This is a genomic window from Anaerostipes hadrus ATCC 29173 = JCM 17467, from assembly GCF_030296915.1.
In the GTDB taxonomy this organism is placed as follows: Bacteria; Bacillota; Clostridia; order Lachnospirales; family Lachnospiraceae; genus Anaerostipes; species Anaerostipes hadrus.
This window is the reverse complement of record NZ_AP028031.1, coordinates 15,001-31,282: the sequence shown is the minus strand read 5'-3', so window position 1 is coordinate 31,282 and position 16,282 is coordinate 15,001. Positions and strand designations below refer to the sequence as shown.

Annotated in this window: 13 protein-coding genes, 6 tRNA genes and 1 rRNA gene (1 of these 20 cut by a window edge); 2 read left to right on the top strand and 18 right to left on the bottom strand. The window is 37.0% G+C overall.

Annotated elements, in window-relative coordinates:
* Nucleotides 1–70 precede the first annotated feature (70 nt).
* The 5 genes from QUE18_RS00155 to QUE18_RS00135 form a co-directional block, all read right to left on the bottom strand.
* On the bottom strand, nt 71–592 hold the full coding sequence (locus QUE18_RS00155; RefSeq protein ID WP_009203199.1) for an ECF transporter S component: 522 nt from the start codon (nt 590–592) through the stop codon (nt 71–73).
* Nucleotides 593–1,073: 481 nt separating this feature from the next.
* Nucleotides 1,074–2,387 (bottom strand): IS4 family transposase, encoded by a 1,314-nt coding sequence (locus tag QUE18_RS00150; protein ID WP_242852700.1) that lies wholly within the window; start codon nt 2,385–2,387, stop codon nt 1,074–1,076.
* A gap of 320 nt (nt 2,388–2,707) precedes the next feature.
* Nucleotides 2,708–3,118 (bottom strand): MarR family winged helix-turn-helix transcriptional regulator, encoded by a 411-nt coding sequence (locus QUE18_RS00145; protein WP_008393797.1) that lies wholly within the window; start codon nt 3,116–3,118, stop codon nt 2,708–2,710.
* A 65-nt stretch (nt 3,119–3,183) separates the two neighbouring features.
* A complete protein-coding gene (locus QUE18_RS00140; protein WP_008393796.1) occupies nt 3,184–4,869 on the bottom strand; it encodes a phosphoenolpyruvate carboxykinase (ATP) in 1,686 nt (561 codons plus the stop codon).
* Nucleotides 4,870–4,884: 15 nt separating this feature from the next.
* Entirely contained in the window at nt 4,885–6,654 is a 1,770-nt protein-coding gene (locus tag QUE18_RS00135) for a DUF885 domain-containing protein (RefSeq protein ID WP_242852733.1), read from the bottom strand.
* A 115-nt stretch (nt 6,655–6,769) separates the two neighbouring features.
* On the opposite strand from QUE18_RS00135, the gene metG reads away from it, so the two are divergent.
* Together metG and QUE18_RS00125 are read left to right on the top strand one after the other, a co-directional pair.
* Nucleotides 6,770–8,740: a methionine--tRNA ligase gene (gene metG / locus QUE18_RS00130; RefSeq protein WP_009203993.1), complete on the top strand. Its 1,971-nt coding sequence runs from the start codon at nt 6,770–6,772 to the stop codon at nt 8,738–8,740.
* 112 nt (nt 8,741–8,852) lie between these two features.
* Complete coding sequence (locus QUE18_RS00125) at nt 8,853–9,122, top strand: AbrB/MazE/SpoVT family DNA-binding domain-containing protein (protein ID WP_008393791.1); 270 nt, start codon at nt 8,853–8,855, stop codon at nt 9,120–9,122.
* Between the two features lie 82 nt (nt 9,123–9,204).
* Here the strand turns inward: QUE18_RS00125 and rsmI are convergent, their stop codons facing one another.
* The 13 genes from rsmI to QUE18_RS00060 form a co-directional block, all read right to left on the bottom strand.
* On the bottom strand, nt 9,205–10,050 hold the full coding sequence (gene rsmI, locus QUE18_RS00120) for a 16S rRNA (cytidine(1402)-2'-O)-methyltransferase (RefSeq protein WP_009203992.1): 846 nt from the start codon (nt 10,048–10,050) through the stop codon (nt 9,205–9,207).
* A 2-nt stretch (nt 10,051–10,052) separates the two neighbouring features.
* The gene (locus tag QUE18_RS00115) at nt 10,053–10,787 is read right to left on the bottom strand and encodes a tRNA1(Val) (adenine(37)-N6)-methyltransferase (RefSeq protein WP_008393788.1); all 735 of its coding nucleotides are present in this window, start codon (nt 10,785–10,787) and stop codon (nt 10,053–10,055) included.
* Nucleotides 10,768–11,670, bottom strand: coding sequence for a PSP1 domain-containing protein (locus QUE18_RS00110; RefSeq protein WP_008393787.1), 903 nt, complete (start codon nt 11,668–11,670; stop codon nt 10,768–10,770). The genes QUE18_RS00115 and QUE18_RS00110 overlap by 20 nt, the downstream gene beginning before the upstream one ends.
* Complete coding sequence (gene holB / locus QUE18_RS00105) at nt 11,664–12,656, bottom strand: DNA polymerase III subunit delta' (protein ID WP_009265717.1); 993 nt, start codon at nt 12,654–12,656, stop codon at nt 11,664–11,666. The genes QUE18_RS00110 and holB overlap by 7 nt, the downstream gene beginning before the upstream one ends.
* A gap of 6 nt (nt 12,657–12,662) precedes the next feature.
* On the bottom strand, nt 12,663–13,289 hold the full coding sequence (tmk, locus tag QUE18_RS00100; RefSeq protein WP_008393785.1) for a dTMP kinase: 627 nt from the start codon (nt 13,287–13,289) through the stop codon (nt 12,663–12,665).
* A 12-nt stretch (nt 13,290–13,301) separates the two neighbouring features.
* Entirely contained in the window at nt 13,302–14,684 is a 1,383-nt protein-coding gene (locus QUE18_RS00095; protein WP_009203989.1) for an aminotransferase class I/II-fold pyridoxal phosphate-dependent enzyme, read from the bottom strand.
* Nucleotides 14,685–14,832: 148 nt separating this feature from the next.
* Nucleotides 14,833–14,905: transfer RNA gene (locus QUE18_RS00090), tRNA-Phe, on the bottom strand.
* Between the two features lie 23 nt (nt 14,906–14,928).
* Nucleotides 14,929–15,002 (bottom strand) — tRNA-Met (locus QUE18_RS00085).
* Between the two features lie 12 nt (nt 15,003–15,014).
* Nucleotides 15,015–15,096 (bottom strand) — tRNA-Tyr (locus tag QUE18_RS00080).
* Between the two features lie 49 nt (nt 15,097–15,145).
* Nucleotides 15,146–15,218: transfer RNA gene (locus QUE18_RS00075), tRNA-Thr, on the bottom strand.
* A gap of 20 nt (nt 15,219–15,238) precedes the next feature.
* Nucleotides 15,239–15,311, bottom strand: a tRNA-Val gene (locus QUE18_RS00070).
* 19 nt (nt 15,312–15,330) lie between these two features.
* Nucleotides 15,331–15,404 (bottom strand) — tRNA-Asp (locus QUE18_RS00065).
* A gap of 71 nt (nt 15,405–15,475) precedes the next feature.
* Nucleotides 15,476–16,282, bottom strand: a 23S ribosomal RNA gene (locus QUE18_RS00060) (it continues 2,081 nt past the right edge of the window).

The following is a 16,282-nucleotide window of genomic DNA, read 5'->3' as shown; positions in this document are numbered from 1 at the left end:
TATAATCTAATATACCGGGATCACTGCATAGAAAATGCTTTGGCAATCCCGGTATCATTATATCATTTTATTATGCAAACTGTGTAATTCCAATTTTCTTAACTGCAATCTCAATTGGTTCGATCACGATCAGTACAACAACTGCTGCTACAGCAATCTGTACGACATTTCCTGGAACAGAACTGATTGGTGCAATAAAGTTTCCATAAAGAATGATCTCTGCAATATAATATCCAACAATCTTAATTACAAATGCTACAAAGATTGCTGCAACTTTCCATCCATACTGGTCATGCTTCTCTGTCATAGCTCCAACAACATATCCCATGATTCCTACGATAATAAATGTAAATGGTGCCCACGCTGTCCATCCTGACAACAGATCAAATAATCCCATTCCAACTCCACCAGCGATAGCTCCTGTTTTCTTACCGAATAAAATTGCCATAATAAATAGAGGAACATTTCCTAAATGAATCAGACCTCCATTAGCTGCGATCGGTAATCTTACGTTAACAAACGCTGTAAACACATAAGTTAATGCAACTGCCATTGCTGTTATTGCAATAAACTGTACTTTATTTTCTTTCATTTTATTTTCCTCACTTCCTGATTTCTTGTATGATATATAGTTTTTCAAGTACGCTGCGTTCCTTTATTGTGTTATAATTTATCGTGTTATTGGTATTTTTAAAATAGCCAGTTTTTTTATTTTTAATGGTGCCAGTTTATAATTTTCTTTTATATGCAGAATAAATCACTGGTATCAAAACTAAATTTACAATCAATACTGTTCTCCATACATCCACTTTAAATTGTCCAATCTTCTAATTGTCCACACTTTAGACTTCAGGTATATGATAAAAAATAAATAAGCAACCGAAAACACAGCATTGGAATTTTGCCATATTTTGAACAAATTCGCAGCCCAATTGCAATGTCATTAAGTTAAGAATCAGTATTGTTATCTCATCAACAGATATTCATTATGTCTGTTGGTGAGATTTTTATTTTCTGCATTCCAAAAAGACAGATTGATTTCTGCCTACAAAAAGATTATATTAAAGTTGATGTTAGTTGTGTCTGAAAGTGGTAAAAACACTCTGATGTCTGGACTTATCTCGTTTAAACGATCGTCCATCCCTGATCGGAGTCATTTCCATTAATATATGTCCTTCTACATCATTTGGAGTTTTTGCATTTCGGAGATAGTCCTTGCACATTTGGAGTGCATTGGTCATATTCGGCTTATATTGATACTTTCCACGATCTCTTTTATATCGCAAATGTTGGGTGATCGTGGTCGTAAAGTTATAAAAGATCATCTTGGCCCATATCTCCTGTTGCAAAAACTCTATTTTTTTTGAATGAAATTCCAGAAGATTGGCAGAATACTTGATCAAACGAAAAGATGTTTCTATTTTCCAGCGTATACAATAAAGTTTTTTTAATGTTTCTGGTGGAAATTTATTTGCTGGCAGATTCGTGATCAGACATTCTTTCTGTCCATTCGGAAGTACGATCATCACAAAACGCAATGTCATTTTTACATAAGGGTGTTCTTTGTTTATAAAATAGGGTGAATTTCTTGTAGCGACCCTTTTATAAAGCTCTGGATTAGCTTTTGTCCTTTTGTTTTGTGTTTTCGTATAAATATAGGTAACTGTTTTATCAAAAGTACCATCTCTTGGAAATGGATATCCTTTGATCATACTGCCCTGTCCAAAATCTTCTCTTGCACGGATCAGGAAATAGTTTCCATCATGTTGGATCTGTGCCATCAGCAGATAACTTTCATAGCCACGGTCTGCGATAAACAGAGCTTTCTGCGGAAAATTTTTACGTTCCAACATCACAGAAAATACGTGAGTTTCACTATGTGTTCGAAAAGGTTCGATATAAGCATCACAGTATCTTTCATTGATAAGATCATAGATACAGGAAACATGAAACTGATAAGCAGGTCGGGTACAGTCTTTATTGGTACGAACGCGTGCGTATTCTTTATTTTCATTTATTCTGTCCATAGGGACCGTGACACCAGTACCATCAACAGATAAAATATGAAGATGATACAAAGTTTTATCTGGAAACGGGTCATTAAATCTGTAAAAAAGAGTTTGAAATGCAGACAATTTTAATTTTTTTTGCTGTTGAAGAAATGCAGAAGTAGTTGGAGTTTTTTCAACTTTTGGAATGTAGCGTTTTATGCAACGGCCAATGCTGCCAGCATCATAAGTAACAATCGTATTAATGGTATCTTGAAAGGATAGTTTTCTTTTTCTTGTAAAATCTTTTTCTGGATTTTTAACATACGATTTTTGATTTTTAGCCATATCATTTAATATAGTTAAATAACGTTTTTTTACTTTCTGTGCATACTTCATAATCATTCACCTCCTACCTAATACATCACTCTTTATCCTGAGTTTGTCAATATATAAAAACAGAGATAAAAGATAAATTTAAAACTTATCTTTTATCTCTGTTTTTCTTAACTTAATGACATTGCAGCCCAATTGGACGAGTGTCTGAGCTTCAAAGACTTTTGTCTGAAACAAAACTTCAGAGCGAGTTCTCGTAGGAAATTGGGCGGATAAGCGATTTGTTCAAAATGTGAGCAAAATTCCACCGCTGCGTTTTCGGTTGCTTATTTATTTTTTATCATATACTGAAAGACTACAGTTGGCCAACTACAAATTTAAATTTACATATGTTCACGAAAGTAATCATGAAAATACTGCATAACCTTCACCAACAGATCCTGTTCCTGCTCATTAAGCGTATCAAGCAGTCCCTGGATCATACGTTTATGAAATTCTCTGTGATGACTGTACGCTTTCCTCCCCTTCTCAGAAAGAGATATATAAACAACTCTGCGATCTTTCTCTCCGCGTTTGCGATTTACATATCCTTTCTTCAAGAGGTTATTGATAGCGGTTGTAAGTGTACCAACCGTAATGTTTAAATCTCCTGCAATCGTTGACATATTCTTCGGTTTCTTGATCCCGATCGCATCAATAATATGCAGATCTTTGTTCGAAATATCCTTAAACTCATCTGTGATCACGGCTTTCTCTTCTTCATATGAAATTCCGTGGAATAAGTCTACCACCATATTATTTAAACGATCTTTATCCAATCAATTCACCTCCTAAACAACGATTTAAGAGTATTATACCTTTAATTATTGGAATTTTCCACTTCTAAATTGTGTGCTTCTCCAATAACTTTTGCTAAAGCTTCTTTTGCCTGTGTAGGAAGTGCATTGTATCCACCATCTTCTACGTCTTTTTCGAAGACAAAGTTTAGTCTGTCTGTCATTCTTGCTTTTAATGTTTCCACATAATTCATATCATTGAAATCTGAAACATATCCTTCCATCTCAAGCACTTCGATATCTGTAAATGGTCCCCACTGTTTGAATTCTCCAGTTCCTTCTACAACCTGCTCAATTGCGGAAATTGTTGTTGCAGGTTTGATATCTTTACCCATGAAGTCTCCTGTATTAATGATATAGCAGTCTACATTTCTTTCTTTTACAAGTTTTCTAAACTTCTTGTAGTCATTTACAAGAGGGTATGTTCTAAATGGGTTTGCATATGGTTCCACAACCAAACGGTTTGGATCTACTCCAGGTGCCAGACGTTCCGCACTGCTTCGTTTTGTTGCAAGTGTTGCTCCCATAACAGATGCTAAAGAAGCTCCTTTGATCTTAACAATTGGTGGGATTGTTGGGTCTTTCATGATCCAGAAGATTGCATTTACTGGGTCATTGATCTTATCTACACGGTTTGGTGACCATAATTTGGACTTGATCGCACGACCATTTCCGTTACGGATATCTTCTGTGACAAGAACGACTTTTCCTTCGCTATCTCTTGTTGCAGAGCAATTCTGTGCTGTTAATAAGTATTTATTATCTGGGCATCCTGTTGGATAGTCCGCTGTTTTATCAAAATATGTTGGTTCCATTGCAATAGATGCACCTGTTTCTGTATTGATGATAAATGCATCGTCATGCAGAACCTGAATCTCTTCGTATTTATTATTATGTGTTGCATGTGTTAATGTGGATTTTCCTGATCCTGATAATCCGAAGAAAGATGCTACGAATTTCTCTCCATTATCTAATCTGAATTCTTTCTGTCCACCATGGCAGGAAGCATATCCGTTACGATTTGCGATCGCCCATGCAATTGTTAATGTACCTTTCTTATGTTCCCCAAAGTATTTCATACCAAGAAGTGCAGCACAGTTTGTGTCTGTATTAAAATATGTTAATCCTAATGGATGTTCTTCATGTGTCCACTGTGGATCTGAGAAAATATAGATATCTGTCTCATCTGCAACTGGCTGTGAATTCTTATACATTTCATTGTATTCAGGATTCATATACTGGAAATTTAACATCCAGGAATATAAAATATTTTCTTCACCTTCTGGAATTAAAAGATGTGCTTTTACCATAAATTCAGGATCTAATCCGATATATACCTGTGCATGGTACATTGTTGTCCATCTTGTATCATAGATCGCATCCATTAATTTTAAATCCAGATCATTTATATCGACACCAGGTTCACTGGAAATTCTTCTTGCGGCTGCACAGCGTCCAGTCACTGATCCATCATTAAATAATAGAACTTTGGACCCCTCATCTAAACCAATCGCTTCTGGTTTATATACTGGCATATCTGTAACGATCGTTCCAGGCGAATTCTTTGCTAATTCATAAGCCTGTTTTAAATCTTTTACTTCTACAACGTTATTTCCATAGAATGCTGCTTCAATAATGGATCTTGTTTTTGAAAATCCAGGCTTTCCTTTTCCGATTTCTTCATGTGTGTAATAAGCTTTTGTTGACATAAGTTACTCCTCCATTCATAGGTTGCTTTCGATGCGTCTTCTCAAAATGTCAAAACTACATGGGCCTGCATCTAAAATCTCTGTGTGGTACGCTTTTAAGCTGTATTTATTCCCTGCCATTTTCTTATAATCAGTCAAAAGCTCATGAAACTCCTGATAACCGATATAATAAGATAAATAATTTGCAGGATTCTCGATAATCATCTGAAATAATTCATCTGCCTGAGAATCATCCATTCCAAATGATCTTAAATACGCCCTGACATCTTTCTTCTTCCATCCTTCATAATGAACTCCAAGATCAACTCTTGAACAAAGTGCCAGATTGTACTCGTACATCTCCATATTCATCTGTTGATAAATATCGCCATATCCTTCAGCATCCATCATACTGTAACTAAAAACTTCTACATACGTTGCATATCCTTCTGAATATCCAGGATAATCAAGCAGATAGCGCACTGGATCATCGTTCCTTGCCGCATAATATACATTCTGGTATAAATGTCCTGGGTATCCTTCATGTGCCAAAGTTGGATATAACTCTGCAGTCTGTGCCTTATTAATGTAAATTACATTCTCCTTGTAAGAATCAATCTCTGGTACCATATAGAACGCAGGACTGGTATATTCTTCCATGGTTTTGTGCACATATTTTATTTTACAGCTAACTTTTGGTGCCTTTGGATAATATTTTACCATCTTTTGCCTTAGTTTGTTAAGTATATTTTGTGGATTTTGCACAATTTTTATATTTTTTTTATGATTTCTATATTCATTTATGATATTTGGATACTTTTTTTGCAATTTTATAAGTTTTCGAAGGCATTTTTCAATGGATCGATCACTGATTTCGATCATTTCTTCTATCGTTTTATCTGATCCTGTTTTCTGTGCAACCAATACTTTATAATATTCTTTTCCATTTTTATAATAATACAGACCATTTTCATTTTTCCCATTTCCATTTAATGCCTGCAAATGGGAATATAATTTTTCATAAGCAGGCAGCACCTTTGTACCGATCAATTTCTTATTTTCTCTGCAGTATTTCTTTTTCTGAGCTGCATTAATTCCTTTAATATCTGCAATTCTTAAATTAAATGTTGCAACCAACATATTGTTTTCTTTTTGCTTTATGACATTCTGAATCTGCTGCAATACTTCTTTTAAAGACTGATCAGATAGGAATAAATTTCTCTTTACCTGTTCCTTGCTGTATTCGATCAGTGAATCAAAATATCCATCCAGTCCCTTCAATAATTGAAAATAGCTTTTGATATCTTTCTCATTTTTCAGACGATATTCACTTAATGTCAGAAGAATCTGTGCCTGCTGCCCAGATGTTTTCCCAAGGATTCTTTCATAATACGGATACATCGAAAGATTTTTCTGTCTTCTTAAATAATCCATCAAAACCATATATGTATTTTGCTGTTTTTTCGTCAATTCCTTTTGTTTAAATTTTTTTAACTTCTCAATTTCTTTTGAAATTTTAATTTTTTCATTCAAGATACTTCCCTGATTCATGGATGGATAAAGATTTTTCGGTTGTTCTAATCTATATTTTTCTGGATTTTCTAAAAAGAAATGCATCGTGATCTCATTTGTTGATATATTTTCTTTAAAAAACGCATCCGTATACTGATCAAATACTTTTTTTGTTGTATTCTTTTTTTGATCTTTCCATTCTTGGATCAGACTATATCCTCCTAGAAATATCAGACAAATTCCAATCATGATCAACTTTATTCTGATCTTTTTCAATCTCCCTGCAAATTCCATTTTTACCTCCAAATAAACACTTGTTAATATCTTATTTTTTAAAGAAAAAAAATAGACTATCCGCACAAGATGTACTATAATTATAAGGATAGAAACAGAAAATCGGAGGATCATTATGAGTAAGAAACCATATTATATTACGACTGCAATTACTTATACTTCCGGAAAACCTCATATTGGTAACACATATGAGATCATCCTGGCAGACAGTATTGCTCGATATAAAAGAATGGAAGGCTATGACGTATTTTTCCAGACAGGAACTGACGAACATGGCCAGAAAGTAGAATTAAAAGCAGAAGAAAAAGGGGTAACACCAAAAGAATTCGTTGATGATGTTGCCGGAGAAATCAAGAGAATCTGGGATCTTATGAACACTTCTTATGACCGTTTTATCAGAACAACTGATGAAGATCACGAGAAACAGGTTCAGAAGATTTTTAAGAAATTATATGAACAGGGAGATATCTACAAAGGTGAATACGAAGGTTTATACTGTACACCTTGTGAATCTTTCTTCACAGAGAGCCAGTTAGTAGATGGTAAATGTCCTGACTGCGGACGTCCAGTACAACCTGCAAAAGAAGAAGCTTATTTCTTAAAATTAAGCAAATATGCAGACCGTCTGATTGAACACATCAATACACATCCTGAATTTATTCAGCCAGAATCCCGTAAGAATGAGATGATGAACAACTTCCTTCTTCCTGGACTTCAGGATCTGTGTGTTTCAAGAACATCATTTTCATGGGGAATCCCAGTTGACTTTGATGAAGGACACATCGTTTATGTATGGTTAGATGCATTAACAAACTATATCACAGGTATCGGTTATGACTGTGATGGAAACAGTTCAGACAAGTTTAACAAGTTCTGGCCTGCAGATCTTCACCTGATCGGTAAAGATATCATCCGTTTTCATACAATTTACTGGCCAATCATCCTGATGGCACTAGATCTTCCACTTCCTAAACAGGTATTTGGACATCCTTGGCTGCTTCAGGGCGATGGTAAGATGAGTAAATCCAAAGGTAACGTTTTATACGCAGATGATCTGGTTGACTTCTTCGGAGTTGACGCAGTGCGTTATTTCGTTCTTCATGAAATGCCTTTCGAACGTGATGGTGTGATCTCATGGGAATTGATGATCGAGCGTATGAACTCTGACCTTGCAAATATTCTTGGTAACCTTGTAAACCGTACGATTTCTATGTCCAACAAATATTTTGGAGGAATCGTAGAAGACAAGGGTGTTGTAGGAGATTATGATGATGATCTGAAAGCCGTTGTGACAGGTACAAGAGATAAAGTTGCTGAGAAGATGGCTGACCTTCGTGTTGCAGATTCAATGACTGAGATCTTTAACTTATTCCGTCGCTGCAACCGTTATATTGATGAGACTATGCCTTGGGTATTAGCAAAAGACGAAGCTTCAAAAGACCGTCTGGCTACTGTTTTATACAACCTTGTTGAAGGAATCACAATTGGTGCATCTTTATTATCACCATATATGCCTGAGACATCTGAGAAGATCTTTGCTCAGTTAAATACATCTATGGTTGAATTTGATAACCTTGCAACATTTGGAAACTACAAGAGTGGTACAAAAGTAACTGAAAAACCTCAGATCTTATTTGCAAGATTAGATGAGAAAGAAGTTATGGAAAAAGCCAAAGTCTTAATGGAGAAACAGGCTGCTTCTGTCAAAGCTGCAAACGCTGCTGTAGAAGAAGATACTGTCATCGACATTGAACCAAAAGATGAGATCACTTTTGATGATTTCACTAAGATGCAGTTCCAGGTTGGCGAGATCATTGCCTGTGAAGAAGTGAAGAAATCCAAGAAACTTCTTTGCTCTCAGGTTAAGATTGGAAGCCAGGTAAAACAGATTGTTTCTGGTATCAAAGCTTATTATAAACCAGAAGATATGGTCGGTAAGAAAGTTATGGTACTTGTGAACTTAAAACCAGCCAAATTAGCAGGAGTTCTCTCTGAAGGAATGTTACTTTGTGCTGAAAATGATAAGGGTGAATTAGCTCTTGTAACACCAGATAAAGATATGCCAGCAGGTGCTGAAATCTGTTAATTATACTTATTTATTCTCTAGTTTATAAGTAAACAAATGAATTGACAACCAGATTTTGGTATGCTATGGTTTAAGATATAAAATGATTGTAAGACATTAAGGAGGTTTACACATGAAAAGTACAGGCATTGTAAGAAGGCTTGACGAACTTGGAAGAATTACTTTACCGATCGAATTACGTCGTAACTTTGATGTGAACGAACGCGATCCTCTTGAAATATTTGTAGATGACGATAAGATTATTTTAAAGAAATATAATCCTGCAGATATTTTTACTGGAGAAGATATGGATGATCTGATTGACTACAAAGGAAAGAAAGTCTCAAGAAAATCTATCATTGAATTAGCTAAACTTGCTGGATTCGAAATTACTGAAGCGTAATTTTTTGGATCATTTCAATAAAGACAAACAAAAGGTATGGGAATTGATATTATTTTCCCATACCTTTTTTGTTAATATATTTTTATTCCTCTTCCAACAACTGCTGATAAATCTCTCTCTTACCAACACCTCGATCTTTGGCTACCAGTTTCATCGCTTCTTTCTTTGAATATCCCTGATCCATATAACGGTTCATATGCTCTGACAATGGAATCTTTAGAAATTCTTCCTGACTCTGTTCTTTTAATTCTTGAAATGATTTTCCTTCTATGATCATCACACATTCGCCTTTTGGCGGATTTTCTCTATGATAGGCAAGGATTTCCCCAAGCGTTGATTTAAAAACGCTCTCATACTTCTTTGTGAGTTCTCTGCATAATGTCATGGATCTGTCTCCGAGCACTTCATGTAGTTCTTCCAAAGTCCTTACTAAACGATGTGGTGCTTCATAAATGATAATAGATCTTGTCTCATTTTCCAGAGAATCAAGAATCTGTTTTCTTTCTTTTTTATCTGATGGAAGAAATGCTTCAAAACAAAATCTTCTTGTTGGCTGCCCAGAGATGATCAGTGCATTGATCAACGCACATGCTCCCGGTAATGCAGTAACCGTGATTCCTGCTTCATGGCACTGTCTTACCAATTCTTCTCCTGGATCTGAAATTCCCGGTGTCCCAGCATCTGTAATGAGTGCGATATCTTTTCCTTCCTGCAACTGCTTTACAAGAACTTTTGCTTTCTCCACACGATTATACTCATGATAGCTTGTCATCTTTGTCTTAATTTCAAAATGATTTAATAATTTGATACTGTGCCTTGTGTCTTCCGCTGCGATCAGATCAACTTCTTTTAATGTGTTTATCACACGAAAAGTAATGTCTTCCAGATTACCAATCGGTGTCGCACACAAATATAATGTTCCACTCATGCTTATTCCTCCGGATTCATTCCATAAATCTTATAAATTTCTTCTGTGTATTTTCCTTCTTTTTGATAAACGATCAATGGAGGCTCAACTGTCATTCTTGACTTTCCGCCTTTTACTGCTTCTAATAAAAATATATTCGGTTCTTTATCAATGTATGGATGCACAAAACGGATTCTTTTTGGCTCTAATCCATCCTTAGACAGCTGGCATAAAATCTCTGACAATCTGAATGTTCTGTGTACCAGAAACAGCTTTCCTTTATTCTTTAAAAGCTTTTTAGCTGCTGCCGTGATATCCGCAAATGTACAAAGTATCTCATGTCTTGCGATTGCTTTCGTCTCCGACGGATTCTTAAGTCCATGCTGTCCGATCATATATGGTGGATTTGATGTGATCGTGTCAAAACTATCATGCGAAAAAATCGCAGAAGCCTCTTTGATATCACCCTCTACGATCTCTATCTTATCTTCTAAATGATTTAATTTGACACTTCTTGCCGCCATCTCCGCCATCTCTGGCTGTATTTCAAGCCCTGTAAGATGAACAGCCTTCGTCTTTGCCTCCATCAAAATTGGGAGGATTCCAGTCCCCGTACCGAGGTCTAGAACTCTCCCACCATTCTTAACTTGTGCAAAATCTGATAAAAGAACCGCATCCATTCCAAAACAAAATCCCTGTTCTTTCTGGATGATCTGATAACCATTGATCCCAAGATCATCAATTCTTTCTCTTTCCATGTCCTTTATTACATCCTTGATTCTTATTATTGCATCCTTTGCTACACCCCTGACATCCTTGTGGCTTTTTCTTTCTCATCAGAAGATCATCAATCTTATATTCCTGGATTTCTTTATCTCCATTCTCATCTTCCACGATCAGTTTTACCTTCTGTCGAAGTACATCTACTCTCTGAACTTCTCCAACTACGCCATCTTTTGTCTTTAATTTCTCACCAACATTTGGAAGCTTACTATTTAAATACTCATATGTTTCCTGTTCATTCTTAAGACAACACATCAATCTTCCGCAGACTCCTGAAATCTTTGTCGGATTCAGTGACAGATTCTGCTCTTTGGCCATCTTGATAGAAACAGGTGCAAACTCAGATAAAAATGTATTACAGCATAATTTTCTTCCACAGATTCCCATACCACCAAGCATCTTGGCTTCATCTCTGACGCCGATCTGTCGTAATTCAATTCTTGTCCTGAACACTGCTGCCAGATCCTTTACAAGTTCACGAAAATCAACTCGTCCATCTGCCGTAAAGTAAAATAATACTTTATTATTATCAAATGTATATTCTGTTGATACAAGCTTCATATCAAGCTCATGCTCCTTGATCTTATCAAGGCAGATCTTATATGCTTCTTTTTCTTTCTCTCTATTCTTCGCTGCCCTTTCTTCATCTTCTTTGGTTGCGATTCTTAAAACAGGTTTTAATTCATCTCCGATGCATTTTTCCTTTACCTGTCTTCTCTCAGAAACGACTGATCCAAATTCAATTCCTCTGGCAGTTTCCACGATCACGTGGTCTCCTGACTTTACCTGAAATTCCTTTGGATTAAAGAAATATATCTTTCCTGCAGTACGAAATCGCACTCCAATTACTTCTACCATACTTTACCATTCTCCTTTATCGTCACAAGCAGCATTTCGATTGCCACTTCAAAATTAACATTCGCGATCAGTCGCCTTCTAGCCTTTTCTACCTCATCAAGAATATGACTGATTCCCTCAAATGAAATATAAATCTCCTGATCTTTTAGCTGACGGTATTTATCTTTAAATACAAGTTGATTTAAAGATCCTGTTGTCTTAAGAATCAGCATATCTCGATACCATACCATAATGATATCAAGGAAATCATAAATCTCATTCTTATATTTTGTCAGACTCTTCGCATACGATACAACTTCATAAATCTCCATACTCTTCATATGAGTGATCACGTTCATTGTATCATTCAGCATATCTTTAAATTCTTCTGTATCCAGTACATGCAATGCACGTCCAATATTCCCAAGTGAAAATGCTGCTGCAAATGCGATATCTGCATGACTTGCCCCTGTATTGGCTTTTAGATAATCTTCAATTTCGCTTTCTCTGACACTTCCTAATGTCATGGACACACATCTTGAGAGGATCGTATCTAACAATCTATCCTTATTGTTTGTTAATAGAAGAATCACTGCATATGCAGGTGGTTCTTCTAATGTCTTTAATAAGGCATTCTGCGCTCCTGCATTCATTCTATCCGCATCATCAATGATATAAATCTTATAATCTCCGCTATACGGTTTAATATCGATCGTCTCATTGATCCCTTTTCGAATATCATCAACTCTGATTTCATACTTTTCATGAGTAATATAAATGACATCTGGATGATTTAATGAATCCACCTGCTTACATGCTGCACATTCTCCACATCCATCTTTGTGTTCGCACAGAAGTGCCTTCGCAACTGCCTTTGCGATCATCATCTTTCCGCTTCCATCTTCGCCACTTAATAAATAGGCATGGGAAACTTTTCCCGTCTTGATTGCTTCTTCAAAATGAGAAATTATTTTTTTATGTCCTATAATTGCATCAAAACTCTTCATACTACATCACCCTTTACCATGAAATTTTTTGTTGACCTGTGAAACAATCTTCTGATGAATCTCTTCGATCGTCAGACTTCCGTCAACAGTATAGATTCTATCTGGATGCAGGCTCGCAAGTTGTCTGTATCCTTCAACAACCTTCTTATGAAAATCAATTGTCTCGCTTTCCATTCGGTCCAGCTCTGCCTGTTTTTTCTTTCTTGAAATACCAGCTTCTGCATCCAGATCGATCATAATCGTCAGATCTGGCATCGTATCTCCGATTGCAAATTGATTTACTTTGTAAACAAGATCAATTCCCATTCCTCTGGCAATTCCCTGATAGACTGCAGAAGATTCCACAAATCGATCACAGATTACGATCTTTCCATCTTCTAATGCCGGACGAATGACTTCTTCGATCAATTGAGCTCTGGCAGCTGCGTAAAGCAATAATTCCGTCATATGTCCCATCTCAGTAAATTCTTTGTTAAGGATCACATTTCTTACAGCCTCACTGATCGGTGTTCCGCCAGGTTCTCTACATACTATTATATCATAACCTTTGTCAGATAAGTAGTCTCTTAGTAATTCTATTTGTGTTGTTTTTCCAGCTCCATCTGGTCCTTCAACGGTCAAAAATAATCCCATATTTATATCCTCTCATCTATTTATTATATATATTTTATGATCATCCAGTCCTATCACTTTCATATTATATTGCTCATACTGTCTGATCTTATCGATCACATACTTATCGATCACTTCTCCAGGCACAACAAGTGGAATTCCTGGTGGATACAAAAAAATAAATTCCGCTGCAATCTCATCTTTTGCATCATCATAATCAATCTGTATTCGATCTTTTGTTGCAGCTTCTTCTGGTTTTAACATCTTTTTATTTTGATGAAAATCATTTTCCAAAAATAAATACTCTGTATTCTTTTTTGTGATCTCACTGTCGATCTCTTTTAATGCCTGATACAATCTATCGTACCCTTCTTGTGTATCGCACACACTTGTCATTGCAATCACATAATAAAGTTCTGACATTTCCATCTCTAAATGATAGTTGTCTCTTAAAATCTCAAATAGTTCTTCTCCAGATATTGTCGTGTCTTTTACCGAAAACACAAGTTTTCCAATATCATCCGTTGGTACCAGTTTGATATATTTTAATTCTTCTAGTTTTTCACGTAGTATCCACAATTTCTCGTAGTATTGTTGAAAATATCCACGATTTTCATTACATATGTGGATACATTGTTCAATTGATGCTATCAACACATAGGATGGGCTGCTGCTCTGAAATATTGACAATTTCTTTTGCATCATTTCTCTTGTGACACAATCTGTGCACAAATGAAGTAATCCCGTTTGCGTAAATGCGGGCAATGTCTTGTGCAGACTTTGTATCACAATGTCTGCTCCGCTATTTGCTGCACTCTCTGGAAATGCCTCATGATAAATAAAATGAGCCCCATGAGCTTCATCTACGATCAATGGTATATTATTTCGATGCAGAACATCTGATATTCCTTCGATATCTGATACTCTTCCTTCATATGTTGGTGAAACTAGGACCATTGCCTTAATTGAGGTTTCTTTTGTTATGATATTTTCTATCTGTTCCTTCGTAATGCCTTTACAGATTCCATATTCATCAATCTCTGGATAAATATAGATTGGATCAAGTCCCAACAATTCTATCGCGTGATAGACTGACTTATGACAGTTTCTCGCAACCAGTATCTTATCTCCAATATTACACAATGCAGCTATTGCAGCTAAATTCCCCGCAGTGCTGCTGTTTACCAGTAGATAACTCTCTTTTGTTCCATAAATCTGTTTTAAATCATCCATCAATTCTCGAATCATTTCTTCTGGATGGTGAAGATCATCAAATCCTGTGATCTCTGTAATATCAATTTGGGAAATCGCATCTAATAATGGATCGATCTTTAAATTTCTTTTATGTCCTGGCATGTGAAAAGGATAATCTTCTTTGTATTGTAGTTGTTTCAACTTATTATAAATTGATGTCATTTTTTATCCCTTTGTAAACATATTTTTTCATTTTTATTATATCATACTTAATTCCTATTGAATAGGAATTAAAAAAAAGAGTCAACTTTCGGTTTTTTCATTCTTTCTGAAAGTTAACTCTTTGAATTTCTTTATAAAATAAAAAAGATGCCCAGAGCCGGAATCGAACCAGCGACACGAGGATTTTCAGTCCTCTGCTCTACCGACTGAGCTATCTGGGCATACTAATTATTAAAATAAAAAATTGCGGGAGCCGGATTTGAACCAACGACCTTCGGGTTATGAGCCCGACGAGCTACCAGACTGCTCCATCCCGCGATAAAAATTAAGTGGTTGGAGAAGGATTCGAACCTTCGAAGGCGGTGCCAACAGATTTACAGTCTGCCCCCTTTGGCCACTCGGGAATCCAACCATATATATTTTAAACACCTAAATCATAACATAATTATGACCAGGTGTGAAGCCGTTGACCGGACTTGAACCGGTAACCTGCTGATTACAAATCAGCTGCTCTGCCAATTGAGCCACAACGGCATAGTTATTAAATTAAAAAGTGGGACCAATAGGACTCGAACCTATGACCCTCTGCTTGTAAGGCAGATGCTCTCCCAGCTGAGCTATGATCCCAAATATTCAAAAAATAAAGCGACCCGGATGGGAATCGAACCCACGACCTCCGCCGTGACAGGGCGGCGCTCTAACCAGCTGAGCCACCGGGCCTTATTTATAAAGGATATACCTTCAAAACAACATACAAGAATCTTTCTACATCTCTTACACTTCAGCCTTCTTTGGTTAAAGCCTCGACCGATTAGTAACAGTCAGCTCCATACGTTACCGTACTTCCACCTCTGCCCTATCTACCTCGTCGTCTTCAAGGGGTCTTACTACCTTTCGGTATGGGAAATCTTATCTTTAGGGGGGCTTCACGCTTAGATGCCTTCAGCGTTTATCCCTTCCAGACTTGGCTACTCTGCTATGCACTTGGCAGTACAACAGATACACCAGCGGTCCGTCCATCCCGGTCCTCTCGTACTAAGGACAGCTCCTATCAAATTTCCTCCGCCTGCGCCGGATAGGGACCGAACTGTCTCACGACGTTCTGAACCCAGCTCGCGTACCGCTTTAATGGGCGAACAGCCCAACCCTTGGAACCTGCTACAGCTCCAGGATGCGATGAGCCGACATCGAGGTGCCAAACCACTCCGTCGATGTGAACTCTTGGGAGTGATAAGCCTGTTATCCCCAGGGTAGCTTTTATCCGTTGAGCGATGGCAATCCCACTTTATACCACCGGATCACTAAGTCCTACTTTCGTACCTGCTCCACCCGTCGGTGTCACAGTCAAGCTCCCTTCTGCCTTTGCACTCTTCGAATGGTTTCCAACCATTCTGAGGGAACCTTTGAGCGCCTCCGATACCCTTTCGGAGGCGACCGCCCCAGTCAAACTCCCCGCCTGACATTGTCCCCTGACCGGCTTACGGCCACAGGTTAGAAATCCAACATGGTAAGGGTGGTATCCCAACAGCGACTCCGGTACAACTGACGTCATACCTTCTCAGTCTCCCACCTATCCTGTACATACCATGCCGAATCCC